Genomic DNA, 23207 nt, shown 5'->3' on the forward strand with positions numbered 1-23207 from the left:
GCACCATGAACTTCGAACACACCGAAGATCGGCGCATGCTGGCGGATACGCTGGATCGCTTCATCGCCGACCAATACGATTTTCCCGCCCGTGACAAGATCGCCACGTCCGACGCCGGATACAGTCCCGAATTGTGGGCACAATTTGCCGAGCTGGGCGCGATCGGCGCGCTGTTTCCGGAAGCCGACGGCGGTTTCGGCGGCGCGGGCTTCGACCTTTCCGTGGTGTTCCAGAGCCTGGGCCGGGGCCTGGTGGTCGAACCCTTCCTGGGCGCCCTGATGGTGGGCCGCGCGATCGGCCAGGCCGGCAGCGAGGCGCAAAAGGCGCGCATCGCGTCGCTGATCGACGGCAGCCTCATTGCCGCGCTGGCGCACGATGAGCCGCAGGGACATCACAGCGAGACCCGCGTCGGCCTGCGCGCCGAGCGCAAGGGCGACGGTTGGGTGCTGAACGGCGCCAAGTCGGTGGTCAAGCAGGGCGAGGCCGCGAACCTGTTCCTGGTCAGCGCGCGCACCGCCGGCGCCGAGGACGATGCCGACGGCATTTCCCTGTTCCTCGTGCCGGGCGATGCCGCCGGGCTCGCCCGCCGCGGCTACCGCCTGATCGATGGCGGCCGCGCCGCGGATCTGACCTTCGAGCAGGTCGAGGTGCCCGCCGACGCGCTGCTCGGTACTGAAGGCCAGGGCGCAGCGGTGCTGCAGCACGCGCTGGGCTACGGCCTGCTCGGCCTGTGCGCCGAGGCCGTCGGCGCGATGGATGTCGCGCGCGACGCCACGCTCGAGTACCTGCGCACGCGCAAGCAGTTCGGCGTGCCGCTGGGCAGCTTCCAGGCCCTGCAGCATCGCATGGCCGATCTGCTGCTGGAGATCGAGCAGGCCCGCTCGGCGGTCATCAATGCCGCAGCCGCCATCGATGGCGAGCCGGCCCAGGCCGCGCGGACCCTGGCTGCCACGAAGTACACTATCGGCCGGATCGGTATCCGCGTTGCGGAAGAGAGCATCCAGTTGCACGGCGGTATCGGGATGACGTGGGAGCTGCCGCTGGCTCATGTGGCCAAGCGCCTGGTCATGATCGACCACGAGCTGGGCGACGAAGACCACCACCTCGAGCGCTACATCGCCCTCGGCGCCCGCGCCGCGGCCTGAGGCGGCCCGTCGCACCAGCCCGCCGGGCAGCAGCGGCGGGCATGCAGGGCGGCGTCGCGCCGCCCTGCGCGGAACCGACCAGCATACGATCACGATCAGGGACACGAATGTCGGAAACTTCTCAAGGATTGCCGCTCGCCGGCGTGCGGGTGCTGGATTTGTCGCGCGTGCTCGCAGGGCCCATGTGCGCCCAGGCGCTCGGCGATCTGGGCGCCGAGGTCATCAAGGTGGAACACCCGGCGCGCGGCGACGATACCCGCGACTGGGGGGTTCGGATCGCCGCGACCAACACCGCCTATTTCAACAGCGCCAACCGCAACAAGCGCTCGATCGGCCTGGATCTGCAGACCGAGCAAGGCCAGCGCATCGCGCGCGAGCTGGCCGCCAAGAGCGATGTGGTAATCCAGAACTTCAAGACCGGCGGCATCGAGAAGCTGGGCCTAGGCTACGAGACCCTGCGCGAACTGAATCCCAAGCTGGTGTTCTGCTCGATCACCGGCTATGAGCGTTCGGGCGTGGAAGCCAAGCGCCCCGGGTACGACCTGGTCGTCCAGGGCGAGGCCGGTCTGATGGCGCTGAACGGCGAAGAAGGCCAGGGCCCATTGAAGTTCGGCATCGCGGCCGTCGACATGTTCACGGGCATGTTCTCCGCGCAGGCCATCCTCGCAGCGCTTTTCGATGCCCAGCGTACCGGCAAGGGCCGCCACGTTGAAATGGCGCTCTACGATTCCGGCCTGATGATCACCTCGTACTACGGCATGGAAGCCCTGCTCCTGGAGCAGGATCCGCCCAAGTACGGCAATGCGCACCCGTCCATCGTGCCGTACGGCGTGTTCGACGCGGCCGACGGCCCGCTCGTCATCACGGTGGGCAACAATGCGCAGTTCGCACGTTTTTGCGAAGCGATCGAACGCCCCGATCTCGCGGCCGACGAACGCTTCAAGACCAACATCGGGCGCGGCCAGAATCGGGTCGCGCTGATGGAACAGGTCGGCCCCGAGCTGCTCAAGCGCAAACGCGCCGACCTGCTCGCCAAGCTCGCTGCAGCGGGCATTCCTTGCGGTGAAGTGCTGGGGTTGCTGGAGGCACTGCGCTCGGAGCGCACGCAAAGGGCGGGCTTGCTCACGCAGCGTGATTATCCCGAGGCCACCGACGTCCCGGTCATGGCGCCGCCTTACAAGCTGGATGGCGAGCGTACGCCGGTACGCCTTGCTCCGCCCTCGCTGGGCGAGCACACCCGGGAGATTCTTTCGTCGGTTTTGGGCATGAAGGATGCGGAGATCGACACTCTCAAGACCAACGGCGTCCTATAGGGCGAACCGGCGGTCGGATGGATCCCACAAGGAGATAACTAACATGGCTTTTTCGTTTCAACCCGGTCGTCGCCATCTGATGGCGGCAGCGCTCGCCGTCTGCGCCAGTGTCGGTTTCGCGCAGTTCGCGCACGCTGCGGACAACTGGCCCGACAAGGCGGTGCGCCTGATCGTGCCGTTCCCGCCGGGCGGCCCGACGGACACCGCTTCGCGCATCGTCGGCCAGGAGCTCAGCAAGCGCATCGGCCAGCCGGTCGTGGTCGAGAACCGCGCCGGCGCATCCGGCGCCATCGCCGCGGCCGCCGTGAGTAATATGCCGGCCGATGGCTACACCTTCATGATGCTCGCCACGCCTACCTTGCTGGCGCCGCACCTGTATCCCAGCGCCAAGTACGACGTCCAGAAGGATTTCGCCCCGGTCGCGACCGTCTATTCGCTGCCGATCGTGGTCGTGGTCAATCCGAAGGTCCTGGACGTGCACAACATGCAGGAACTGATCGCCAAGGCCAAGGACGAGAAGGGCAACCTGAACTACACCAGCTCGGGTGTGGGCAGTTTCGGCCACCTCACCATGGAGCGCATCAAGAAGCTGGGCGACTTCGACATGCAGCACGTGCCCTACGGCGGCGGCACGCCGGCCATCACCGACACGATCGGCGGCCAGGTGCCCATGATGTATGCCGATCTGGTCGCCGCGCTGCCGCACATCCAGGCCGGCAGCCTGCGCGCGATCGCCGTGGGCTCGCCCGAGCGTCTGCCGATGCTGCCGGACGTGCCGACGATCGCCGAGCAGGGCTTCGAGGGTTTCGAGGCGGTGTCCTGGGGCGGGCTGCTCGCCCCGGCCGGCACGCCGACGGACGTCATCGAGCGAGTCAGCAAGGAAATGAAGGAAATCCTCGACGTGCCGGAAGTCCAGGAGCGCATGATCGGCGCCGGCGCCATCCCCAACTACGAGGATCCCGCAGGCGAGGCCGCCCGGATCAAGTCCGACGACGAAACCTGGGGCGCGGTGATCCGCGAGAACAACATCAGCGCGGGTTGATGTCCTGACCGGCAGCTCGCAAGGGCTGCTCCCATTGCGAAAAAGGCCGTGACGCCGTGAGGCGTCGCGGCCTTTTTTCTCTTTGGGTGCGCCTGGCCACGGCTCTTCGCGCCGGGCGAGACCGATGCGGGGCGCGGAAAACCCAGCCTCCTGCGGCGGGCACAACGATTGCTGTGCCATGGGCGTGGAATTCCCACTCTCTAGGAGACCTTCGATGAACAAGGATCAAGTGAAAGGCACCGCCAAGGATGCCGCGGGCAAGGTTCAGGAGGCCGCGGGCAAGGTGACCGGCAGCCGCGAAACCCAGGCCAAAGGCTTGGCCAAGCAGGGCGAGGGCAAAGCCCAGAAGAGCTGGGGCGACGCCAAGGAAGCCGTGAAGGACGCGACCAAATAATGAATGTCGGCAGGAACGCAGGGGGCGACGTGCCCCCCGCGTCGGGCCGCGGGCGGGCTGAGCCGCCCTTTGAATTGGAGAACCCATGAACAGCGATCAGTTTGAAGGCAAGGCGGACCGGGTGGTCGGGCGCGCGCAGGAAGCGGCCGGCGTGCTCACGGGAAATGACCGGATGCGAGGCGAGGGCGCTGCACGTCAGCTATCCGGCGCAGCACAGGACTTGTATGGGCAGGCCTGCGACCAGTTGAAGGGCGTCGCCGCCGAGGTGGCCGACCGCGTCGAGCGCAACCCGATCGGCGCGCTCCTGGCCGCCGGCTTCGTCGGTTACGTGCTGGGCGTGCTGAGCCGGCGTTGAGCCACAGGCATCGGCACCGGACTTCCCGGACTTCGTAGACCATCCATCAAGCGCCGTCGCCCGCAGGCGGCGCGGGAGCGCCCATGAAAGGAATTCTGCTTTGGCTGATCGGCATTCCGATCCCCATCATCATCCTGCTGTATTTCTTCGTTTTCTGAGGCTCCGCAAGCCGGCGCCTGCATGCCTCGGGGCCTTTAGGGGTCCCGGGGCATTGTTTTTTGCGGTGCGGCCGATCACAGGGCGCCTGCCGTCTGCCGCTACCCACCCGCCATCACCCGCCGAGCCGGCCGGGTTGGCGGTACACTTGCGCGCATGATCGAACTCGGCATCAACATCGACCACGTGGCCACGCTGCGCCAGCAGCGCCACACGTCCTATCCCGATCCGGTGCGGGCCGCGCTGCTGGCCGAAGATGCCGGGGCGGATCTCATTACGCTGCATCTGCGCGAGGACCGTCGGCACATCCAGGACGCCGACGTGCACGCCGTGCGCCGCGAGATCCGTACGCGCATGAACCTGGAGTGCGCCATCACCGACGAGATGCTGGCCATCGCATGCGGAGTGCGCCCGGACGACGTCTGCCTGGTGCCCGAGCACAGGGCGGAACTCACCACCGAGGGCGGTCTCGATGTGCTGGGCCACTTCGAGCAGGTAAGGCTGGCCACCGCCAGGCTGCAGGACGCGGGCATCCGCGTATCGCTGTTCATCGATCCCGAGGCTGCGCAGATCGACGCCGCGGCCCGTGCCGGGGCGACGGTGATCGAGCTGCACACCGGCGCCTACGCCGAGGCTGCCGAGCCGGCCGCCGAGATTCAGCGTCTGCGGGCCGCCGTGGCCGAAGGCCTGCGCCAGGGCCTGCGCGTGAACGCCGGGCACGGCCTGCATCTGGACAATGTGCAGCCGATCGCGGAGCTGGACGGCATCGCCGAGCTGAACATTGGCCATGCCATCGTGGCCCAGGCCGTCTTCGACGGCTGGGAGCGCGCCGTCCGGGACATGAAGGCCGCGATCGTTGCCGCGCGTGTGCGCACCGAGCGCGGCGTTCTGCTGGCGCGCTCGAAAGCATGAACGACGGTGCCGGGCCGCCGCTGCAGGCCAGCCCCTGCGCCATCGCCGGCATCGGCATCGACCTGCTGCGCACCGAGCGCGTCGTCGCTGCCCTGGCCCGTCACGGCGAGCGTTTTGCGCAGCGCATCCTGGGCCCGGACGAGTTGCAGCGCTTTGCGGCGCGGCGCGCGCGCGCCGAGCTGCGCGGCGTGCGCTATCTCGCCACGCGCTTTGCCGCCAAGGAGGCGTTCTCCAAGGCCATTGGCCTGGGCATGCGCATGCCGATGTATTGGCGCGCCGTGCAGATCCTGAACGAACCGTCGGGCAAGCCGGCGCTGCGCCTTGCCGATCCGGCTCTGCGCGCCTGGTATGACGCGCGTTTCGGCGCGGCCCATGTCTCCGTCACGGACGAGAGCGACCTGGTGGCCGCCTACGTCGTGCTCGAGCGCCGGCTCTGACCGTTTCCACCCTGATTTTTCCGACTGCCCATGTCCCCATCCGCATCCCTTCCTCCCGGCAATGTCATGGTCGACGTTGCGGGCCTGGAACCGACCGCTGCCGAGATCGAGCGCCTGCGCCACCCGCTGGTCGGCGGGGTGATACTGTTCAGCCGCAACTATGCCGACCGTGCCCAGCTTCGGGCCCTCACAGCGGCGATTCATGCCGCTCGCGACGAGCCGCTGCTGATCGCCGTGGACCACGAGGGCGGCCGGGTGCAGCGTTTTCGCTCGGATGGCTACACCGAGGTGCCGGCCATGCGCACGCTGGGCGAACAGTGGGAGCGCGATCGCATGCAGGCATTGCGCAGCGCGACCGCGGCCGGCTTCGTGCTGGCGGCCGAGCTGCGTGCCTGCGGTGTGGACTTCACCTTCGCGCCGGTGCTCGACCTGGACCATGGCCGCAGCGGTGTGATCGGCACGCGCGCGCTGCACCGCGACCCCGCCGTGGTTGCCCAACTGGCGCGCGCGGTGGCGCAGGGCCTCGCCCTGGCAGGCATGGGTGCCTGCGGAAAGCACTTTCCCGGCCATGGCTGGGCCGAGGCGGATTCGCACCACGCCCTGCCGGTGGACGAACGCACGCTGGCCGACATCCTGGCCGACGACGCGGCGCCCTACGGCTGGCTCGAGCACGCCGTGCTGCCGGCGATCATGCCGGCGCACGTCGTGTATCCCGCCGTCGATGCCCGCCCCGCGGGTTTCTCGCCGGTATGGGTGCGCGACATCCTGCGCGCCCGCCTGGGCTATGACGGCGTGGTGTTCTCGGACGACCTGACGATGGAAGGCGCCACCGTGGCCGGGGACATCCTGGCGCGCGCGCAGGCTGCGCTAGCCGCCGGCTGCGACATGGTGCTGGTGTGCAACCGGCCCGATCTGGCCGACGAGCTGCTCGCGCGCCTGGAGCAGCGTCCCGACCCCGCCTCGGTGGCGCGGCTGCGCCGGCTCTCGCCCCAGGCGCCGGCGCTTTCCTGGGACGCGCTGCAGGCCGACACCCGCTACCGTCAGGCCCTGGCCGACCTCGCCACGCTCTCGCGCTGAACGCGGCGGGCAAGACGAGCGGCCCCGCGGGGCTGCGATAATGTAGCCATGTCCGAAGCTTTCGACCTGCGCGCTTTTCTCGCCCAGTTGCCCAACCTGCCCGGTGTCTACCGCCATATTGATGCCCAAGGCAACGTGCTGTACGTGGGCAAGGCGCGCGATCTCAAGAAACGGGTGTCTTCCTACTTCCAGAAGACGCCCGGCAGCCCGCGCATCGCGCACATGGTGGCGCGCGTCGCCCGGGTCGAGGTGTCGATCACGCGCAGCGAGGCCGAGGCCCTGCTGCTCGAGAACAACCTCATCAAGTCGCTTGCGCCGCGCTACAACATTCTGTTTCGCGACGACAAGTCCTATCCCTATCTGAAGATCACCGGGCACGCGTTCCCGCGGATCGCCTATTACCGCGGGGCGACCGACCGGCGCAACCAGTATTTCGGCCCGTATCCGAATGCCTGGGCGGTGCGCGAGAGCATCCAGATTCTGCAGAAGGTGTTCAAGCTGCGCACCTGTGAGGACACGGTGTTCGCGCACCGCTCGCGTCCCTGTCTGCTGCACCAGATCGGGCGCTGTTCGGCGCCCTGCGTCGGTGCGGTGTCGGCCGAGGACTACGCGAGCGACGTCAATCGGGCCGTGCGTTTCCTGCAGGGGCACACCAGCGAGGTGATGGCCGACATCGAGACGCGCATGCTGGCCGCCTCGGCCGAGCTGCACTTCGAGGAGGCGGCCGCGCTGCGCGACCAGATGCAGGCGCTCTCCAAGGTGCTGCAGCAGCAGACCATGGAGTCCGACGCCGAGGACACCGACATCATCGCGGTGGCCGCGGCCGGCGGCCGCGTCTGCGTGAACCTCGCCATGGTGAGGGGCGGCCGCCACCTGGGCGACAAGGCCTTCTTTCCGACCCATGTCGATGGGGACGAAGCGGCGGCCGTCCTGGAGGCCTTCGTGTCCCAGCACTACGAGGATGGGCAGGTGCCGCCGGTGATCGTGATGTCGCACCCCTTGCCGGCCGAGTCCGAACTGCACGACGCGCTGGTGAACGCGCACGGCCAGCGCCCGCGCCTGCTGTTCCAGCCCCAGGGGCATCGGCGGAGCTGGCTCGAGCAGGCTATCCACAACGCCGAGATTGCGCTGGCCCGCCTGCTGTCGGAGGTCGGCTCGCAGCAGGCCCGCACCCGGGCGCTGGCCGAGCAGCTCGGTCTGGAGACGGACGAGGCCGCGCTCGACGCCCTGCGCATCGAGTGTTTCGACATCAGCCACACGGCGGGCGAGGCCACCCAGGCGTCCAACGTCGTCTACCATCACCACGCCATGCAGTCGCGCGAATACCGCCGCTACAACATCTTGGACATCACGCCGGGCGACGATTACGCGGCGATGCGCCAGGTGCTCACGCGTCGCTTCGAGAAAACCGCGCGCGGCGAGGCGCCGCTGCCCTCCGTGGTGCTGATCGACGGCGGCAAGGGGCAGGTCTCGATCGCGCGGCAGGTGTTCGACGAACTCGGGCTGGACGCCTCGGTGCTGGTGGGCGTGGCCAAGGGGGAGGGCCGCAAGGTCGGGCTGGAAACCCTGGTGTTCGCCGACGAGCGGCTGCCGCTCGTCCTGGGCAAGGAGTCGGCCGCGTTGATGCTGGTCGCGCAGATCCGTGACGAGGCGCACCGCTTCGCGATCACCGGCATGCGTGCCAAGCGCGCCAAGGCGCGCAACGTGTCGCGCCTGGAGGACATCGAGGGCATCGGGCCGAAGCGGCGCCAGCGCATGCTGACCCGCTTCGGCGGGTTGCGCGGGGTGGCCGCGGCGAGCGTGGAAGAACTGGCCAGCGTGGAGGGTGTCTCGATGGAGCTGGCCGAGCGCATCTACCGTGCCCTGCACTGAGCCGTCAGACGAGTCACTCCCGCGCCTGACGGTGGGAGCTTGCCCGCCGCTATGTGAGGGCGCCTTCGGCGCCGGGATGGGCTTGCCTCGCTTAGCCCTCGCCCCGAAGGGCGGGGCTAGCGCTTTGGCCCGTGGTCAAGCCGGCTACAATGCCCGACTCGTCGGACCCTGCCCGGGCCGCGCCTCTGGATTAAGATAAGGCCATGCCCCTGAATCTGCCCATCGTGCTGACTTGGCTGCGGATCGCCATGATCCCTCTGCTGGTAGCGCTGTACTACCTGCCGGCCACGACGGTCGATATGCCGAGCCGCGACGCGTGGGCGGCCGGCGCCTTCGTCGTGGCCGCGGTCACCGACTGGCTGGACGGCTATCTCGCCCGGCGCTGGCAGCAGACCTCCGCCTTCGGCGCCTTCCTCGATCCGGTGGCGGACAAGCTCATGGTCTCCGCGGCGCTGCTCATCCTGTTGAGCGAGGGCCGGGTGGACGCCATCATCGCGCTCATCATCATCGGCCGCGAGATCACCATTTCGGCCTTGCGCGAATGGATGGCGCAGATCGGCGCGCGCGCCAGCGTGGCCGTCAACTGGCTGGGCAAGTTCAAGACTGCGGTGCAGATGACCGCGATTCCGTTCCTGCTCTATTTCCACGATTTCAAGGGCATCGATGTCGCGTGGTGGGGTTCGCGCCTGATCGAGGTCGCGGCGATCCTCACCGTGTGGTCGATGTTCTATTACCTGAAGCAGGCCTGGCCGGTCATCCGCGAGCGCACCGGCTGATGGCGCGCACCCGGGCCTGCCCCCGGGGTCGCGTAGCGGGACATACACAAAAAGTGGCGGCCAACGCCGCCGGGAGACTGCCGCATCATGGCACACGCAATGGGCTATCCGAGCGCCGGGAGCGGCGCCGACGACTGGAAAGTCATCGGGCTCGTGGGTACGGCGCACGCCGGTTCGCATTTCTTCCAACTGGTCATCCCCTCGCTGTACGTCAGCATGGGGCCGGCCCTGGGCCTGGACTACACCCGGCTGGGCTTCATGATGTCGGTGTTCTTCGTGCTGTCCGCCCTGGGGCAGGCGAGCAGCGGCTTCATCGTCGATCGCTGGGGCGCGCGGCCGGTCCTGTGGTTCGGCCAGGCCTGCTTCGTCGTGTCGGCCGTGCTGATGGGGCTGGCGAACGGCTACCCCATGCTGGTGCTCGCCGCTGCCATCGGCGGTATCGGCAACTCCGTATTCCATCCGGCCGACTTCTCGATTCTCAACCGCCGCGTGAGCGCGGCGCGTCTGGGCCATGCCTTTAGCTGGCACGGCCTGACCGGCAGCCTGGGCTGGGCCGCCACACCGCTGTTCGTCACCGGCCTGACCCTGCTGGGCGGCTGGCGCACCGCGGCGTTCGGCGTGGCCGTGCTGCTCGGGTTGGTGCTGACGGCAACCCTGGTCTGGCGCCGTCTGCTCGGCGACGAGGCCGTCGAGAGGGGCGCTGCGGACGGCCACGCCGCGGGGCGCCCGCGGGCGGCCGGGCAGGCCAACCTGCGCGCATTGGTGGCCAACCCGGCACTCTGGGGCGCATTCGTCTTCTTCGCCCTCACGTCCACCTCGCTCTCGGCGATCCAGAACTTCACCCTGCCGATCCTGCATGCGTTCTACGACATGTCGCAGGTGTACGCCAGTTCGGCATTGTCGAGCTACATGGTGGCGTCGGCCTGCGGCATGTTCGTCGGCGGCTTCCTGGCGGGCGCCCAGCCGCGCACCGAGCGTACGGTCGCCGCCGCCTTCGTGCTCGGGGGCGCGCTGCTCCTGTGCCTGGCCTCGGGAGCCGTGCCCTCGTACCTGGCCCTGATCACGCTGGCGGCGGCGGGCTTCTGCTCGGGTGTCGCCGGGCCGTCGCGCGACATGCTGATCCGCCGCGTCACGCCCAAGGGCGCCCTGGGCTCGGTGTACGGTCTGGTGTATTCCGGGATGGACGTCGGCGCCGCGCTGGCGCCGCTCGCCTTCGGTCTCATGGTCGATGCCGGCGTGCTGCGCGGGCCCTGGCTGATCGCCGGGGCGGCGTTCTGGCTTGCCGCCGTCACGGCCGGCTTCATCGCCCGGCGCGCGCGCCGGGCCGAGGCCGAGACCGTGACGGCCGCCGCCTGAGACCGTGCGCATCCTCCTGGTCGAGGACGAGACCGCGCTCGCGCACTGGGTCGCGCGTGCCCTCGGTCGCCAAGCCGGCTACGTGGTGGCCTGGGCCGACGACGGGGCGCTGGCCGAGCGTCGGCTGCAGCTCGAGGAGTTCGACGCCATCGTGCTCGATCTGGGCCTGCCCGGGCTCGACGGCCAGAGCCTGCTCACGCGCATGCGCGCGCGCGGCGACACCACGCCGGTGCTCATCCTCACCGCGCGCGATTCGCTGGCAGCCCGCGTGGACACCCTGCATCAGGGCGCCGACGATTTTCTCGCCAAGCCGTTTCGCATCGAGGAACTGGAGGCGCGCCTGGTCGCGCTCGTGCGGCGCAGCCGGGGCCGCGAGCACGCCAGGTTCGCCTGCGGCAGCCTGGTGCTGGATACCGCGGCGCAGAGGTTCACGGTGGGCGACGCGCCGCTGCAGCTCACCCCGCGCGAGCACCGCGTGCTGCGCGTCTTCATCCAGCGCAGCGGCGAGCCGCTGTCCAAGCAGCAGATCCTGGAGCGCGTGAGCGACGACGATACCGACACCAACCTCGAAGCCATCGAGGTGCTGGTGCACCGCCTGCGCAAGAAGCTGGCCGGCACCGACGTGCAGATCGTGACCTTGCGCGGGCTGGGCTATTGCCTGGAAGCCGTCGCCGACACGCCGGGCAGCTAGGGCCATGCGCGCGCGCAGCCTGAAGACCACGCTGCTGCTCTGGCTGCTGCCGCTGCTCGTGCTCACGATGGGGGCCGCGCTGGTCTACTCCAGTGCGTCGCTCAAGCAGCAGGTCGACGTGGCCTACGATCGCGCGCTGGCCGGCGCGCTGCGCGCGATCGACCTGAACGTCTCCACGGCCAGCGGCGGCCTGGCCATGGAGCAGCCGTATCTTCTGCTGGAGTTCTTCGAGCTCACCGCCAACGGCCGCGTCTACTATCGGGTCGCCACCGAGGACGGCCTGGCCGAGATCGGTACGCCGCAACTGCCGCTGCCCAGGCAGCCGCTCGTGCCGGGCGTGCCGGTGTTCTATGAAGCCCAGTACCTGGGCGAGGCGGTGCGCATCGCCGCGCTGCTGCGGCCCATGGACCCGCCGATCCCCGCCAATCCCGAGGGCCTGTTGATCGTGCAGGTGGCGGAGGCTCTCGACACCCGGCAGGCGTTCATGACCGAGGTGCTCATGCGCGTGATCGGGCGCGACGTGGCCGGCATCGGCCTGAGCCTGCTGGTGGTGATCGTCGCGGTGGTGATGGCCTTGCGCCCGCTGGTGCGCCTGCGCGATGAGCTCGATGCGCGTCCGGTCGCCGATCTGCGCGCGCTCGAGGCTGCCGGCCTGCCCAGCGAGGTGGTGCCCCTGGTCGACGCGCTCAACCTGCACATCGGGCGGCACGAAGCGCAAAGCCGCGCCCAGCAACAGTTCCTCGACGACGCTTCGCACCAGTTGCGCACGCCGCTCTCGGTGCTGCGTGCCCAGCTCGGCTACGCCTTGCGCGAACGCGATCCCGAGGAACTGCGGCTGGTGATGGGCGCGATGGCCGAGGGGCTGGACCGGGCCGAGCGCATGGCCAACCAGATGCTGGCGTTGGCGCGTGCGCGCGACGCGAGCGTCATGCGGCACCAGCTCAGCTTTTCGGGCCTGGATCTCGGCGTGCTCGCCGAGGGGGTGCTGCGCAGCCTGATGCCGGCCGCGCGTGCGCGGCGCATCGATCTTGGTCTGGAGCTGCAGGGCGAGGTGTGGATCGAGGGCATCGAATGGCTGCTGCGCGAAGCGCTGACCAACCTCGTGGACAACGCCTTGCGCTACACCCCGGCGGGCCGCGCGGTCACGGTCCACGTGGCGGCACAGCAAGCGTACGCGCACGTGCGTGTGGTGGACGCCGGGCCCGGCATGAGCGATCAGGACATCGCCCAGGCCGGCACGCGGTTCCGGCGAGGCATGGCCGGCAAGCAGGCCAATGGCGCCGGCCTGGGGCTGGCGATCGTGCACGCCATCACCGAACTGCATCGCGGCGAGGTGCGTTTCAGCCGAATTCCCGACGGCCCTGGCCTGATCGTGGACTGGCGGCTGCCGCGGCATCGCGAGCACTGAATGCGTCACGGGCGGGCAGCCTGCATGACAGGGGGGCCACCGGCGATCGCCGGACATTGGGACTTTCCCTAGGTCAGCCCGGTAATCCCGGCTTTGAAAGGAATCAGAAAGGGTCGCTTGCGTAGTGTTACCGGCACGGGCGGTCGCCGTATCGCCGACAACATCACGACCAGGAGACTTTCCTATGCGCTCGATCCGTTTGCGTTCCGGCGTTGCCGGTGCAGCGATTTCCCTGTTTGGCCTGTCCTTTGCCGCGCCTGCCGGCGCGCAGCCGCAGCGCCCGGAATGCGTGGCGCCGGCCCAGCCCGGCGGCGGCTTCGACCTCACCTGCCGGCTCGCCCAGACCGCGCTGAAGGAGACCGGTACGCTCGAGCGGCCCATGCGCATCGTCTACATGCCGGGCGGCATCGGGGCGGTGGCCTACAACAACATCGTGGCCCAGCGCCCGGCCGAGGGCGGCACGATCGTCGCGTTCTCCGGCGGTTCGCTGCTCAATCTGGCCCAGGGCAAGTTCGGCCGCTACAACGTCGACGACGTGCGCTGGCTGGCCGCCGTGGGCACCGACTACGGCGTGGCGGTGGTGCGCGACGATTCTCCGCACAAGGATCTGGCCAGCCTGATGGCGACCTTCAAGGAGAACCCGGCCGCGCTCGTGCTGGGCGCCGGCGGCTCCGTCGGCAGCCAGGACTGGATGAAGGCGGCCCTGACGGCGCGCGCCGCGGGCGTGGACTACAAGCGCATGCGCTTCGTCGCGTTCGAGGGCGGCGGCGAGGCCGTGACGGCGCTGCGCGGCGGCCACATCCAGGCCTACATGGGCGATGCGGCCGAAGCCGTGCAGATGCTCGAAGGCGGCGCGCCCATCCGCATCCTCGCGGTCTATCACAACGAGCGCCTGCCGGGCCGCCTGGCCGAGGTGCCGACCGCCAAGGAGCAGGGCTACGACATCGAGTGGCCGATCATCCGCGGCTACTACGTCGGGCCCAAGGTCTCCGACGAGGATTACGACTGGTGGGTCGAAGCCTTCAAGAAGACCACGGCCAGCCCCCAGTTCGCCGACCTGCAGCGCCAGCAGGGCCTGTTCCCCCTGAACCTCATCGGCGACGACCTGGACCGCTACGTCAAGGAGCGCGTCAAGCTGTATGCCGAGCAGGCCAAGGAGTTCGGCCTCATCAAGTAAGCCCCGGCACGCACCGCCCGCCGAGGCTCGCGAGGGCTTCGGCGGACATGCGGCCATCTTCGGGACATTCATCATGCTTCTCAACGATCGCATCCTGGGCGTCGCCGCCCTGGTCGTCGCCGCATTTCTGACGTGGTTCGGCTGGCGCCTCGAAGCACCGTTCGCCTACGAGCCCGTCGGGCCGCGCGCGTTCCCCTTGCTCATCGCCGCCATCATCGCGCTGTGCGGCCTGCGCCTCGTGTTCAAGGGCGGCGGCGAGGTCGAACCCAATCCCCCGGGCGCGAACGCGCGCATCGCCTGGATGGTGGCCTGCGTAGCCGGCTACGCGCTGCTCTTCCAGTGGCTGGGCTTCGTGCTCGCCACCACCGCGGTCACCGTCCTGGTGGCGCGCCTGTTCGGCGCCACCTGGCTGCAGGGCCTGCTCGGCGGCATCGGCATGGGCGTGGGCTGCTTCCTGCTCTTCGACAAGGTGCTCGACGTGGTCCTGCCCACCGGGCTGCTGGGGAATCTGCTATGAGCGGCGTACTCGATCATCTGGCGCTCGGCTTTGGCGTCGCGCTCAGCTCCATGAACCTGCTGGTGGCCGCGATCGGCGCTTTTTTCGGCACCATCGTGGGCGTGCTGCCGGGCCTGGGGCCGATCAACGGCGTGGCCATGCTGGTGCCCATCGCCTTCGCCATGAACCTGCCGCCGGAGACCGCGCTGATCCTGCTCGCCGCGGTTTACGTGGGCGCGGAGTACGGCGGGCGCATCACGTCGATCCTGATCAATGTGCCGGGCGAGGCGGCCGCGGTGATGACCACCTTCGACGGCTATCCGCTCGCGCGCCAGGGGCTGGCCAGCGTGGCGCTCTCGCTGTCGGCCTGGTCGTCGTTCGTCGGCTCGCTGATCGCCACCATCGGCATCGTCATCCTGGCGCCGCTGCTGGCGGGGTGGGCGCTGGCCTTCGGGCCGGCGGAATACTTCGTCCTGATGGTCTTCGCCTTCTGCGCGCTCACCAGCCTGCTGGGCGAGCAGCCCGCCAAGGGCATCCTCGCGGCCATGCTCGGCCTGGGCATCGCCACCGTGGGCGTGGACGCCAATTCGGGGGTCTACCGCTACACCTTCGATCTGCCGCACCTGGCCGACGGCATCGATTTCGTCGTCGTGGTGATCGGTCTGTTCGCCGTGGGCGAGATGCTGCAGATGCTGGAGAAGCTGCTCACGGGCCAGTCGATCAACGTCCCGGTGAGCGGGCGCAAGCTCTTCAACTGGCGCGAACTCAAGTTCACCAGCGGCAGTACGGCGCGCGGCGGTCTGCTCGGGTTTTTCATCGGCGTGCTGCCCGGCGCGGGGGCGAGCGTGGCCTCGGCCGTGGCCTACGCCAACGAGAAGCGCTACAGCGAAGGCCGCGACCCCGACGCCAAGTTCGGCAAGGGCGACATGCGCGGCCTGACGGCGCCCGAGGCGGCCAACAACAGCGCGGCCACGGGCTCGTTCATCCCCATGCTGACCCTGGGCGTGCCGGGTTCGGGCACGACGGCGGTCATGATGGGCGCGCTCACGCTCTACAACATCACGCCGGGCCCGGTGCTCTTCGAAGCGCAGCCCGCGCTGGTGTGGGGCCTGATCGCTTCGCTCTTCGTGGCGAACGTGATGCTCTTCTTCATGAACGTGCCCATGGTGCGCGTGTTCGCGGCGATGCTGGCGATTCCTCCCTGGCTGCTCGTGCCGGGCGTATTGGCGATCAGCTTCGTCGGGGTGTATGCGATCAACGCCACCACCTTCGATCTGCTGCTGGTGGTCGTCATCGGCGTACTGGGCTACTTTCTGCGCAAACTGTCCGTGCCGATGGCCCCGCTGATCCTGGGCGTGGTGCTGGGCACGATGATGGAGCAGAACCTGCGCCGCGCGCTTTCCATCTCCGACGGCGGCATCGGCATCCTGGTCGAGAGCCATGTAAGCAAGGCCTTGTGGCTGGCGGCATTCGCGGTGGCGGTGCTGCCCCAACTGGTGCGCTGGATGCGGCGCGGCCGCACCGGCGGTGGCGCCGCGCCTGTCGCGCGCTGACGGGGAGCGCCTGCGGTGACCGCAGCAGCACAGGCCCCGGACGCCCGTTGGCGACGCGTGCTGGCGGGCCTGCTCCTCGCGGTGGCGGGCGCCGGCGCAGCGCTCGTTCTGCATGCGCCCATGCCCTGGCTGCTGGGGCCGCTGCTGCTTGTCGCGGCCACCCGCATGGCGGGGCTGGCGAGCGCCTGCCCGCCGGCGATGCGCCAGGGCGGGCAGTGGGTGATCGGCACGTCGCTGGGCCTGTATTTCACGCCCATGGTCGTCGCCCACATCGGCGTGCATGCCGGCTTCATCGTGGCCAGCTCGCTGTTCGCCGTTGCGCTCGCGGCCATGGGCACGTGGATGCTGATGCGCCTGGCGGGTACGGATCTCTCCACGGCATGGTTCGCATCGGCCATCGGCGGCGCCAGCGAAATGGCCAACCTCGCCGAGCGCCACCAGGCCCGCGTGGACCGGGTAGCTTCGGCGCACAGCCTGCGTATCCTGATGGTGGTGGTGATCGTGCCGTTCGCCTACCAGTGGGCCGGGCTGAGCGGCCTGGACCCGACGATCCCGGGCCCGCGCGAGGTCCGGCTGCCCGGCCTGATGGCGCTGGCCGCCTGCACCTGCGTCGCTGCGCTGTTCATGAAACGGCTGAAGCTGACCAATCCGTGGGTGCTCGGGCCGCTGGCGGTGGCCGCCGTACTCACCGCCAATGGCATCGAATGGTCCGCGTTGCCGGGCTGGCTGATGAACGTCGGACAGCTCCTGATCGGCTGGTCGCTCGGCGATCGCTATCGTCCCGACTTCCTGCATGCCGCGCCGCGCTTCATGGGCGCGGTCGCGCTCTATACCGGCGTCTCGCTGGCGCTGACCGCCGTGCTGGCCTGGCTGCTGGCCGCCTGGGCCGACATTCCCTGGGCCACGTTGCTGCTCGCCACGACGCCCGGCGGCATTGCCGAAATGACGCTGACCGCACGGGCGCTCGCGCTGGGCGTGCCCATCGTCACCGCCTTTCACGTCACCCGCATGATCTTCGTCCTGCTCGTGACCGGCCCCATCCATCGCTGGCTGACGCGCGCGCGATCGGGCTGAGACGTCGGGCGCATGCCACGGGCGCCGCCGCGCGTCCCATCGCGCCGGCTGCGGGCATGGCGGACGCGCCGATCCCTGCCGGCACGACGGCGAACCTTCCTGCCTTGACCTCGGCGGCATCGCCATGTCGATATGTCCTAGGGTAAACCCGCGCTTATGCTGCCTTGCAGCATGTCGGCATTTCATAAACAGAACCGTGTTTTCGTATCATGAAATCATGTTCTCAAGTCTTTGATTTTACAGAGACAAATTTTTAGTCTTATATAAGATATAAGCCTTGTATGCCCCGCGTCAGACCACTAGACTATCTTCAACGGTCGACGCACAGCAGCGCTGTTTCGCCGGCCCCCCGGGTTCCCTTTCCCATCCCCTATCTCGAAGGAGTCGACAATGTCCGCACGTGAACAAGAAGCCCAGCAGTTGCGCCGTGAATGGGCCGAAAACGCCCGCTGGAACGGCATCAAGCGCGGGTACACCGAAGACGACGTGATCCGCCTGCGCGGTTCGCTCGCGGTCGAGCACACGCTCGCCCGCCGCGGCGCAGAGCGCCTGTGGAAGCTCATCAACGAAGAGCCGTTCATCAATGCGCTGGGGGCGCTCACGGGCAACCAGGCCATGCAGCAGGTCAAGGCCGGTCTGAAGGCGATCTACCTCTCCGGCTGGCAAGTGGCGGGCGACGCCAACCTCGCCGGCGAGATGTACCCCGACCAGTCGCTGTACCCCGCGAACTCGGTGCCGCAGGTGGTCCGCCGCATCAACGCCTCGCTGACCCGTTGCGACCAGATCCAGTGGTCCGAAGGCAAGCAGCCCGGCGACGAAGGCTACATCGACTACTTCGCGCCCATCGTGGCCGATGCCGAAGCCGGTTTCGGCGGCGTGCTGAATGCCTTCGAACTCATGAAAGCCATGATCGAGGCGGGCGCCGCGGGCGTGCACTTCGAAGACCAGCTCGCTTCCGTGAAGAAGTGCGGCCACATGGGCGGCAAGGTGCTCGTGCCCACCCGTGAAGCCGTCGCCAAGCTGGTCGCCGCGCGCCTGGCCGCCGACGTCATGAACGTGCCGACCGTGCTTCTGGCCCGCACCGACGCCGACGCCGCCGACCTCATCACCAGCGACGTGGACGAGAACGATCGCCCCTTCATCACCGGCGAGCGCACCGTCGAGGGCTTCTACCGCACCCGCCCGGGCATCGACCAGGCGATCTCGCGCGGCCTGGCCTATGCGCCGTATGCCGACCTGATCTGGTGCGAAACCGCCACCCCGAACCTGGAGTACGCCCGCAAGTTCGCCGAGGCCATCCACAAGCAGTTCCCCGGCAAGCTGCTCTCGTACAACTGCTCGCCCTCGTTCAACTGGAAGAAGAACCTGGACGACGCCACCATCGCCAAGTTCCAGCGCGAGCTGGGCGCGATGGGCTACAAGTTCCAGTTCATCACCCTGGCCGGCTTCCACGCCCTGAACTACGGCATGTTCGATCTGGCCTACGGCTATGCCCGCGAGAACATGTCGGCCTTCGTCGAGCTGCAGCAGAAGGAGTTCGCCGCCGCCGAGCGTGGCTTCACCGCCGTGAAGCACCAGCGCGAAGTGGGCACCGGCTACTTCGACGCCGTCACCCAGACCATCGAAGGCGGCCAGTCCTCGACCACCGCGCTGACCGGCTCGACCGAGGAAGCCCAGTTCGCATCCAAGGCTGCGTAACCTGCGTGTCGGGGCGAGGGGCCCCGATCCGACAGCCCGGCCGGTGTCTGGCGACGCCGGTCCCTGGCGCCAACCTTCGGGTTGGCGTTTTTTTTTGCCGCGGGCCGCCCCTAGGAAAAAGGCGCTCGTTGGGACTGCCAGCTGCAGGATGCCCGACTTTCCCACGGCTGCTGCGGGCTGCCGCCGCAGGCCCGTGAAGAGGCCGCGCTAGAACCGGCCTCGCAGCGACAGCATGAAAGTCCGGGGCGCGCCATAGAAGTTGTTCGATGTGGCTCTGCCCAGGAATTGCAGATACGTCCGGTCGAACAGATTGCTGACCGACATTGCCGTGCTCCAGTTCTTGTTGATCTGATAACCGACACGGGCGGAAACGATGACACGTCCGCCTTGCCTGACGCTGGCCGAATAGATGTCGCTCTGTGCCTGGACACCCGCGCCGATACTCCACCCTTGCAGCGCACCATTGAGGTCGGTCGGCGAGAACCGATAGTGGGTCCACAGCTTGAACAGGTGCTCGGGCAGCAGACTCGCGTTGAAGCGCTCGCCCACATTGGAGGCTGTGGTGTCGCTTTCGTACCTTGCTCTGGTGTAGGTATAGCCAGCCGATACATCCCACTGTCGGGACAAGGCGCCCACCAGTTCGATATCGAGGCCATCGCTTTGGACTTCGCCGGCGGCCATGTAGCACGCCGCCGTGGCCGAGGTTCCGCAACCGACGTGATCGGGGTCGACCATGGCGCGGTTGGTATCGCGGATACGGAACACGGCGACATTCAGGTTCAATCGGTCGTCCAGAAACCGCGCTTTCGCACCCGCTTCGGCCTGCCAGCCTACGCGGGGCTCCAGAATGTTCCCCAGATAATCTTCCTGAGTCTGAGGGACAAAGGTATCCGCATAGCTGGCATACAGCGTCAGGTTCTTCCGCACGTCCCAGATCAAGCCGCCATACGGCGTGAACTCCCAGCTGGCCTGGGCCGTACTCGCAACCCAGTCCGAGGTGGCAGCAGCGATCGTGCGGCTCTTGCTCTGGTAATCCGACCAGCGACCGCCCAGGATGAACTGCACCGTATCGGCAAGGCTGAATCTCGCCGACGTGTACACCCCCGATTGCTCGGTAATCGTCTGCCGGTGCGACGCGATGTTCGTGTTCAGTACGCCGCTGTAGTTGTGATCATTGAAGACATCCCAGCCGGGCAGCGAGGTGCTGACCGAACCGAGCAGATTGTCCTGCTTCGTCTGGTTGTAGCCCAAGGTCAGATGGTGCTTTCTCCCCAGCAACGTGATGGGTCCGTTGACATTGAGATCCAGGCTGTTCCAGCGCACCCCCCTGTCGTAATAGGTTGCGCTCATCGTTGCGAGTCCGGTGGCCGTATCCACCGCGCCCGTCGTCCCCGCCCCTGCGTAGTTGCCGATCAATTCCCGGTAACCATAAGTCGCTTTGACGATCCAGCCGCTGTCGAAATGGTGCTGGATATCGGCCGCCGCCTCCTTGATCGTATAGACCGAGTCCATGTCCGGTCCCATGAATGCAGTGCGTCCCGGCAAGCTGCCGTCGCTCATGAGCGGCAGGCCCCAGAACGTATTGGTATGGAACCGGCTGTAGGCTCCGGACAAGCCCACCGTCGTGCGCGGGCTCAGGTCGTACTCGATCACCCCATATGCGATCTCGTCCCGCGATTCGGCCACGTCATAGAACTTGTGCTGATCCTGCCGGACCAGCACACCCCGAGCCCTGAGCGACCCGTCGCCGTTGAGCGGGGTGCTGACGTCCAGCTCCCCACGGTAAGTATCGTTCGACCCCGCCGACACGGCGCCGGACAGTGTGCGCGTGCCGAGCGGGCGCTTGCGCACATAGTTGACAGTGCCGCCAGGCTCACCGCTGCCGGTCAACAGGCCGGAGGGCCCCCTGAGTACCTCGACCCGGTCATACAGCGCAAGGTCGCCGGAAATTGTCGTGATCAAGCCCGTCACCGGCACACCGTCTGTCTGGGCATTCACGCTGTAGCCGCGTATGGTGACAGACTCGGTGCGATCGTATCCGGTGGCAGTGACCCCTGTGACCTGATTCAATGCATCCGCCGAGCTGACCAAGCCCTGGTCTTCGATCTGCTGTCTCGTGACGACCGACACCGACTGCGGAATGTCTTTCAGCGACCAGACACCGTTCATCAGACTCGCTGCATCGGTAGCATACGAACCGCTCCCTTCCGTACCGGGATCGATCACGGCCGTGACGGTCACAGGGGCAAGTGTCGGTGTGCCTTGCGGACCGTGGGCACGCTCCAGCACATAGCCACCACTTTCCCGCATGACGGCGTGCAAGCCCGTTCCCGACAGCAAAGAGCCCAGGGCCGATGCAACAGTATGCGTGCCCCTCAACCCGTCCGTATGCAATCCTTCCGTCAAGGATGTCGAGAACGACAACATGATTCCCGAATTGCGGCCAAACCGGTTAAGGGCACCCGTCAGGTCGCCTGCGGGAATCTCGTACGATCGTGCCGTCTCAGCGGGTTGCGCATACCCCGGCGGCGTAGCCACCGTGCCCGCCAGTGCGCCGGCACCCAGCACGATGTGCAGCACCACGGTTGCGGCCACGGTACGACGAAAAGGAGGATACAACGGGAAATGCGTGTTCCTCGGCGGATGAGCTTGGGTCATTGACGTTTCGCGGAAGTTCGAATGAAGAGTGGTCTCTCGTCTTCATTGCCCCGCGAAAAACGAAAACGGCTCAACGTCTCGGGAATGCTGGTCCTGACGATCCAGAATCAGACGGTGGCCGCCTCGACCCTTACCCAATATCGCGTCATGTAGCGGATCTCGACCGGCAGCGTGGCAGCCAGCATGTCGAGTACCTTACCCGTGTCATCAAGGGGGTAGGTGCCGGTGATGGGCAGGTGGGCGACGGTGTGGTCACACCCGAGATAGCCGCTGCGGTACAGCGACAGCGCGGCGACAAACTCGGCCAGCGGCATATCGCGGGCCACCAGCATGCCGTCCACCCAGGCGGACGCAGCGTCATCCGCCTGGTCGACGGCATCGAAGTGATTGCGGGTGAACACGACCTGCTGGCCGGCCCTGACGATACGCGCATCGTCCGAGGCATTCGCGCGTGCCTCGACTGCACCCGCATAGACCGCGATGCGGCTACGGCCGCTGTCGCCGTCGCGCTGATGCACGAGAAACCGGGTTCCCAATGCACGCAGGCGCCCTTGTGCTGTTTCCACCAGGAACGGACGGCCAGCGCGCCCCGAGACTAGCGGATCGGGCGCAGTCTCGATGAAGCATTCCCCCTCCAGCAAGCGCACCAGCCGTTGCGCATCGTCGAAGACGACATCGATCGCCGTGCGTGCGTTGAGGTGTAGCTGCGTGCCGTCGTCCAGCACCAGGTGACGGCGCTCTCCCGTGCTGGTACGGCGGTCAGCCAGCCACACGCCGAGAGGCATCTCGCGCCCCGCCGTCCACGCCGTACCGCCTGCAAACAGCAAGATCGCCAGGGCTTTGACCGCACGTCGGCGCGCGTCCGATCTGGGGGCGGTCAACACCGCATGGGCAAGGGGTGATGACAATCCCTGCAACCGTGCGCTGAAGGCCTCGACGCTCTGCCAGGCGCGCGCATGGTCCGGGTGCGCGTCTCGCCATTCCCGCCAGCGTCGGCGCGTGTCCTCTCGCACCTCGCTGCTCTGCAACTCGACCAGCCATTCGACCGCCTGCTGCTGCACTCGGAATGGGATCGACATCGACTCGGTACCCATGCGGGCCTTACTCCGCAAAGCAGCAAGCCGCCAACGCCTTGGCGATATGGCGCTTCACCGTGGCGATCGATATACCCAGCCGCTCACCGATCTGCGCGTGACCAAGCCCATCGAGCTGCGACCACAGGAACGCTTTGCGCACGGGTGCGCTCAACCCGTCGAGCAGCCGATCGATCTCCACCAGGGTTTCCAGCATCACCGCACGCGCTTCAGGAGAGATCGCGTGCTGCTCCGGCAGTTGCGCCAAGGCGTCGAGATAGGCCTGCTCGATGCGGCGGTGCCGGTACTGATTCGCGACCAAGCCCTGCGCAATCGTCGTCAGATACGCACGCGGCTCGCGAATGATCTCGACGACATCGCGGGTGAGCACGCGCAGGAAGGTGTCATGCGCAATATCGGCAGCGTCGAAAGCGTTGCCCAGGCGCTTGCGCAACCAGCCATTGAGCCAGCCATGGTGCTCGGTGTAGAGCGCCCGCACATCGGGCTGTGTTCCGGTCTTGCCGACAGGCATCGGGCGTCGTTG

General features: G+C 67.7%; 21 protein-coding genes. 18 read left to right on the top strand and 3 right to left on the bottom strand.

The annotated features are described in order from the left end of the window. The first annotated feature begins 5 nt into the window (after positions 1 to 5). The 18 genes from FOZ76_RS08930 (at position 6) to aceA (ending at position 18932) form a co-directional block, all read left to right on the top strand. On the top strand, positions 6 to 1145 hold the full coding sequence (locus tag FOZ76_RS08930) for an acyl-CoA dehydrogenase family protein (RefSeq protein WP_143947803.1): 1140 nt from the start codon (positions 6 to 8) through the stop codon (positions 1143 to 1145). Between the two features lie 107 nt (positions 1146 to 1252). Beyond that, complete coding sequence (locus FOZ76_RS08935; protein ID WP_143947804.1) at positions 1253 to 2458, top strand: CaiB/BaiF CoA transferase family protein; 1206 nt, start codon at positions 1253 to 1255, stop codon at positions 2456 to 2458. 43 nt (positions 2459 to 2501) lie between these two features. Continuing rightward, on the top strand, positions 2502 to 3500 hold the full coding sequence (locus tag FOZ76_RS08940) for a Bug family tripartite tricarboxylate transporter substrate binding protein (RefSeq protein WP_143947805.1): 999 nt from the start codon (positions 2502 to 2504) through the stop codon (positions 3498 to 3500). 214 nt (positions 3501 to 3714) lie between these two features. Further along, positions 3715 to 3894: a CsbD family protein gene (locus FOZ76_RS08945; RefSeq protein ID WP_143947806.1), complete on the top strand. Its 180-nt coding sequence runs from the start codon at positions 3715 to 3717 to the stop codon at positions 3892 to 3894. A gap of 85 nt (positions 3895 to 3979) precedes the next feature. After that, positions 3980 to 4249: a CsbD family protein gene (locus FOZ76_RS08950; RefSeq protein WP_143947807.1), complete on the top strand. Its 270-nt coding sequence runs from the start codon at positions 3980 to 3982 to the stop codon at positions 4247 to 4249. A 312-nt stretch (positions 4250 to 4561) separates the two neighbouring features. Then, entirely contained in the window at positions 4562 to 5317 is a 756-nt protein-coding gene (locus FOZ76_RS08955; RefSeq protein WP_143947808.1) for a pyridoxine 5'-phosphate synthase, read from the top strand. Then, a complete protein-coding gene (gene acpS / locus FOZ76_RS08960; protein ID WP_143947809.1) occupies positions 5314 to 5754 on the top strand; it encodes a holo-ACP synthase in 441 nt (146 codons plus the stop codon). The genes FOZ76_RS08955 and acpS overlap by 4 nt, the downstream gene beginning before the upstream one ends. A 30-nt stretch (positions 5755 to 5784) precedes the next feature. Beyond that, entirely contained in the window at positions 5785 to 6831 is a 1047-nt protein-coding gene (gene nagZ, locus FOZ76_RS08965) for a beta-N-acetylhexosaminidase (RefSeq protein WP_143947810.1), read from the top strand. A gap of 48 nt (positions 6832 to 6879) precedes the next feature. Beyond that, on the top strand, positions 6880 to 8703 hold the full coding sequence (gene uvrC, locus FOZ76_RS08970) for an excinuclease ABC subunit UvrC (protein WP_143947811.1): 1824 nt from the start codon (positions 6880 to 6882) through the stop codon (positions 8701 to 8703). A gap of 203 nt (positions 8704 to 8906) precedes the next feature. Further along, entirely contained in the window at positions 8907 to 9479 is a 573-nt protein-coding gene (pgsA, locus tag FOZ76_RS08975) for a CDP-diacylglycerol--glycerol-3-phosphate 3-phosphatidyltransferase (protein ID WP_143947812.1), read from the top strand. A gap of 87 nt (positions 9480 to 9566) precedes the next feature. Beyond that, on the top strand, positions 9567 to 10835 hold the full coding sequence (locus FOZ76_RS08980; RefSeq protein ID WP_143947813.1) for an MFS transporter: 1269 nt from the start codon (positions 9567 to 9569) through the stop codon (positions 10833 to 10835). A gap of 4 nt (positions 10836 to 10839) precedes the next feature. Beyond that, positions 10840 to 11526 (top strand): response regulator, encoded by a 687-nt coding sequence (locus FOZ76_RS08985; protein WP_143947814.1) that lies wholly within the window; start codon positions 10840 to 10842, stop codon positions 11524 to 11526. Positions 11527 to 11530: 4 nt separating this feature from the next. Continuing rightward, the gene (locus FOZ76_RS08990; protein ID WP_143947815.1) at positions 11531 to 12934 is read left to right on the top strand and encodes a sensor histidine kinase; all 1404 of its coding nucleotides are present in this window, start codon (positions 11531 to 11533) and stop codon (positions 12932 to 12934) included. 184 nt (positions 12935 to 13118) lie between these two features. Beyond that, complete coding sequence (locus FOZ76_RS08995) at positions 13119 to 14111, top strand: Bug family tripartite tricarboxylate transporter substrate binding protein (protein WP_143947816.1); 993 nt, start codon at positions 13119 to 13121, stop codon at positions 14109 to 14111. A 73-nt stretch (positions 14112 to 14184) separates the two neighbouring features. Further along, positions 14185 to 14628, top strand: a complete 444-nt coding sequence (locus tag FOZ76_RS09000; RefSeq protein WP_143947817.1) for a tripartite tricarboxylate transporter TctB family protein — start codon at positions 14185 to 14187, stop codon at positions 14626 to 14628. Beyond that, complete coding sequence (locus tag FOZ76_RS09005; RefSeq protein WP_143947818.1) at positions 14625 to 16160, top strand: tripartite tricarboxylate transporter permease; 1536 nt, start codon at positions 14625 to 14627, stop codon at positions 16158 to 16160. The genes FOZ76_RS09000 and FOZ76_RS09005 overlap by 4 nt, the downstream gene beginning before the upstream one ends. A 15-nt stretch (positions 16161 to 16175) precedes the next feature. Continuing rightward, positions 16176 to 17234, top strand: a complete 1059-nt coding sequence (locus FOZ76_RS09010) for an AbrB family transcriptional regulator (RefSeq protein ID WP_246129377.1) — start codon at positions 16176 to 16178, stop codon at positions 17232 to 17234. Positions 17235 to 17624: 390 nt separating this feature from the next. Beyond that, positions 17625 to 18932, top strand: a complete 1308-nt coding sequence (aceA, locus tag FOZ76_RS09015; protein ID WP_143947819.1) for an isocitrate lyase — start codon at positions 17625 to 17627, stop codon at positions 18930 to 18932. A gap of 207 nt (positions 18933 to 19139) precedes the next feature. Here aceA and FOZ76_RS09020 read toward each other — a convergent pair whose 3' ends face one another. The 3 genes from FOZ76_RS09020 to FOZ76_RS09030 form a co-directional block, all read right to left on the bottom strand. After that, positions 19140 to 21590 (bottom strand): TonB-dependent siderophore receptor, encoded by a 2451-nt coding sequence (locus FOZ76_RS09020; protein ID WP_143947820.1) that lies wholly within the window; start codon positions 21588 to 21590, stop codon positions 19140 to 19142. Between the two features lie 107 nt (positions 21591 to 21697). Further along, on the bottom strand, positions 21698 to 22684 hold the full coding sequence (locus FOZ76_RS09025; protein WP_143947821.1) for a FecR domain-containing protein: 987 nt from the start codon (positions 22682 to 22684) through the stop codon (positions 21698 to 21700). A 7-nt stretch (positions 22685 to 22691) separates the two neighbouring features. Next, positions 22692 to 23195, bottom strand: coding sequence for a sigma-70 family RNA polymerase sigma factor (locus tag FOZ76_RS09030; RefSeq protein WP_143947822.1), 504 nt, complete (start codon positions 23193 to 23195; stop codon positions 22692 to 22694). Positions 23196 to 23207 lie beyond the last annotated feature (12 nt).

The sequence above is a fragment of the Verticiella sediminum genome (genome assembly GCF_007558815.1).
Classification (GTDB): Bacteria; Pseudomonadota; Gammaproteobacteria; order Burkholderiales; family Burkholderiaceae_B; genus Verticiella; species Verticiella sediminum.

Bases quoted from the DNA above. Each gene is read 5' to 3' on its own strand.
- FOZ76_RS08930 (WP_143947803.1), top strand. From the start codon at position 6: ATGAACTTCGAACACACCGAAGATCGGCGCATGCTGGCGGATACGCTG.
- FOZ76_RS08935 (WP_143947804.1), top strand. From the start codon at position 1,253: ATGTCGGAAACTTCTCAAGGATTGCCGCTCGCCGGCGTGCGGGTGCTG.
- FOZ76_RS08940 (WP_143947805.1), top strand. From the start codon at position 2,502: ATGGCTTTTTCGTTTCAACCCGGTCGTCGCCATCTGATGGCGGCAGCG.
- FOZ76_RS08945 (WP_143947806.1), top strand. From the start codon at position 3,715: ATGAACAAGGATCAAGTGAAAGGCACCGCCAAGGATGCCGCGGGCAAG.
- FOZ76_RS08950 (WP_143947807.1), top strand. From the start codon at position 3,980: ATGAACAGCGATCAGTTTGAAGGCAAGGCGGACCGGGTGGTCGGGCGC.
- FOZ76_RS08955 (WP_143947808.1), top strand. From the start codon at position 4,562: ATGATCGAACTCGGCATCAACATCGACCACGTGGCCACGCTGCGCCAG.
- acpS (WP_143947809.1), top strand. From the start codon at position 5,314: ATGAACGACGGTGCCGGGCCGCCGCTGCAGGCCAGCCCCTGCGCCATC.
- nagZ (WP_143947810.1), top strand. From the start codon at position 5,785: ATGTCCCCATCCGCATCCCTTCCTCCCGGCAATGTCATGGTCGACGTT.
- uvrC (WP_143947811.1), top strand. From the start codon at position 6,880: ATGTCCGAAGCTTTCGACCTGCGCGCTTTTCTCGCCCAGTTGCCCAAC.
- pgsA (WP_143947812.1), top strand. From the start codon at position 8,907: ATGCCCCTGAATCTGCCCATCGTGCTGACTTGGCTGCGGATCGCCATG.
- FOZ76_RS08980 (WP_143947813.1), top strand. From the start codon at position 9,567: ATGGCACACGCAATGGGCTATCCGAGCGCCGGGAGCGGCGCCGACGAC.
- FOZ76_RS08990 (WP_143947815.1), top strand. From the start codon at position 11,531: ATGCGCGCGCGCAGCCTGAAGACCACGCTGCTGCTCTGGCTGCTGCCG.
- FOZ76_RS08995 (WP_143947816.1), top strand. From the start codon at position 13,119: ATGCGCTCGATCCGTTTGCGTTCCGGCGTTGCCGGTGCAGCGATTTCC.
- FOZ76_RS09000 (WP_143947817.1), top strand. From the start codon at position 14,185: ATGCTTCTCAACGATCGCATCCTGGGCGTCGCCGCCCTGGTCGTCGCC.
- FOZ76_RS09005 (WP_143947818.1), top strand. From the start codon at position 14,625: ATGAGCGGCGTACTCGATCATCTGGCGCTCGGCTTTGGCGTCGCGCTC.
- aceA (WP_143947819.1), top strand. From the start codon at position 17,625: ATGTCCGCACGTGAACAAGAAGCCCAGCAGTTGCGCCGTGAATGGGCC.
- FOZ76_RS09020 (WP_143947820.1), bottom strand. From the start codon at position 21,590: ATGACCCAAGCTCATCCGCCGAGGAACACGCATTTCCCGTTGTATCCT.
- FOZ76_RS09025 (WP_143947821.1), bottom strand. From the start codon at position 22,684: ATGGGTACCGAGTCGATGTCGATCCCATTCCGAGTGCAGCAGCAGGCG.
- FOZ76_RS09030 (WP_143947822.1), bottom strand. From the start codon at position 23,195: ATGCCTGTCGGCAAGACCGGAACACAGCCCGATGTGCGGGCGCTCTAC.